Annotated in this window: 3 protein-coding genes; 2 read left to right on the top strand and 1 reads right to left on the bottom strand. The window is 68.3% G+C overall.

Annotated elements, in window-relative coordinates; genetic code table 11:
- A partial coding sequence (locus AC08ON_RS15885) for an NAD-dependent epimerase/dehydratase family protein (protein WP_476617247.1) occupies positions 1-526 on the bottom strand: 526 nt, incomplete at its 3' end.
- Positions 527-1191: 665 nt separating this feature from the next.
- Here AC08ON_RS15885 and AC08ON_RS15880 point away from each other — a divergent pair.
- Both AC08ON_RS15880 and AC08ON_RS15875 read left to right on the top strand, forming a co-directional pair.
- Positions 1192-1371 (top strand): FxLD family lanthipeptide, encoded by a 180-nt coding sequence (locus tag AC08ON_RS15880; RefSeq protein WP_476617246.1) that lies wholly within the window; start codon positions 1192-1194, stop codon positions 1369-1371.
- A 107-nt stretch (positions 1372-1478) separates the two neighbouring features.
- Positions 1479-1905: lantibiotic dehydratase (locus AC08ON_RS15875; protein WP_476617245.1), on the top strand; the 427-nt coding region annotated here is incomplete at its 3' end.

Raw genomic sequence — 1905 nt, 5'->3', positions numbered from 1 at the left:
GCGCGGCCTGCGCGAAGGTCAGGTTCGCGGAAGCCACGTTGAAGACGCCGGTGACCTGTGAAGCTGCGGCCCGCCAGAGGGCGCGAGCTGCCTGATCCCGGTGGACCCAGCCGCGCCAGTGCTCGGGGTCGGGCACGGTGATTATGTGCTCGGTGGTTCCCTGACGGACCCACTTCTCGATCCGGTCGGCCCGGATCCCGCGGTGATCGACGCCGTAGAGCGCGCCAAGCCGCAGCACAGCCGATGTCCAGCCGGAGCGGTCGAGCAGGGCCTCGCACCTGGCTTTGAGTCGCGCGTGGTCGGTGCGCAGGTCCAACGGCGTGCCCTCGTCGCAGACGAGGTCGCCGCAGGCGCCGTAGACGGTGCAGGTCGAGACGAGCACGAGGTGGCCGTCGGGCCGGGCAGCCAGAAGCTCAGCTAGTCGATCAAGTTCGTGGTGCTTGGCGCCGTCCAGTAGCCAGACAACGACGGGGCCACGAACACCCTTGAGACCGCCGAGGAAGGTCGACCAGCTCGTAGATGGCACGCCATGTCGCGTCGCTCCATCTCGGCTGATCGCGATCGCCATATCGGTTCCGGTGGCAGCGTGGATCACGCGGGACCCGAGATAGCCCTGCCCACCGACGACGAACACCAAGATCGCCAATCCTCCTGTCGCTTCTCTGAGCGACCGGGGGCCGCTCGGCCTGGGGTGCGGTCCGCCGCAGCGCGAGCTGGTCTTATCCCGGACTGGCAGGAGTGCCGAGCTCGGCTAGGACAGCCGGACCATGATCACGTTGCAATGCAGGCTCCTTCGAGGACCGACAACCTCCCTCTCCTCCACAGCGATCACTCCCCGGATCTGGTGGTTGATCTTAGCTGGCAGCGCACTCGCCGCCGGGCACCCGACCCTCTGGTAACCGCCTGTCCTCCAGAGCACCGTCCTGTGCGCCGGATGGCAGCGGATCAGTGACACAACGTGTGTCACTTCATGGCGCGGCAGGCCTCCACTCTTGCTACCGAAACCGGCCGGCACAGAGTTTCCGGGCGCTTGCTCAGAGCAGTCGAGTGGCTCGGGGGCCCGTGTCGGCAGCACCAGATGTCCCGTCGCCCAGGCGTCACCGGATCCACGGTGACGAAACCCCGCGTGCCCTCAGCGGAGGAACAGGCGGCAGGACGGCACTACTGGAGTCCTTCACGAGCCCGCTTCCCATGGGAACGGGCGAGACCGGGAGTGTGATGACCATGGACACCGTCACGGCCGACACGACCACCGCAGGGATCAGCGAGCTGGAGCTCGACGTCTCGATCGTCGAGCAGGGCGACGCGGCGGACGCGCTGCTGTGCACCACCGACAACGGCTGCTCGACGAATAAGAACAAGGACTGCTGACACCGCCACGAGTCCGGGTGGTGCTCGGGGACCACGCGGTCTCCGAGCACCACCCGGCACATGTGTACCGCGCAATGGACCGCTGCTCACCAGACGGAGGCGATGCTATGGACTTCCGGCGCAGCCCGCTGCTCTACGCGCCGCTCGACGCCGCACTGTTCCGTGCTGCCGCCCTGTCGGACAAGACGACAGCGATGGCCGCGAAGACCTGGCCAGGCGCGGACTGTGACGACGCGGCGCGCTGGTGCATCTGGCTGGCCGAGGTCTGGGCCCATACCTCCATCGCCGTCGCCGTGGAGACTGCGAGCCCGGCGCTGGCTGCCAGCGTGGAGGAAGCGTGCCGCGGGGAAAGGCCGTCGGCGCGTCGGGCGCGCCGACTGGGGCTGGCAGTGGCGCGCTATCTGGTGCGGATGAGCCGGCGCGCGACGCCCTTCGGCCTCTTCGCCGGCGTGGCCCCGGCGCGGTTAGGCATCGAGTCCGCACTGCGATGGACTGATGTTGGTCGGCTCTACCCACGGGCGGATTCCGTGTGGC

It is taken from the genome of Frankia sp. CoWAU3, from assembly GCF_977971855.1.
This window is presented reverse-complemented; position numbering and strand designations above follow the sequence as displayed.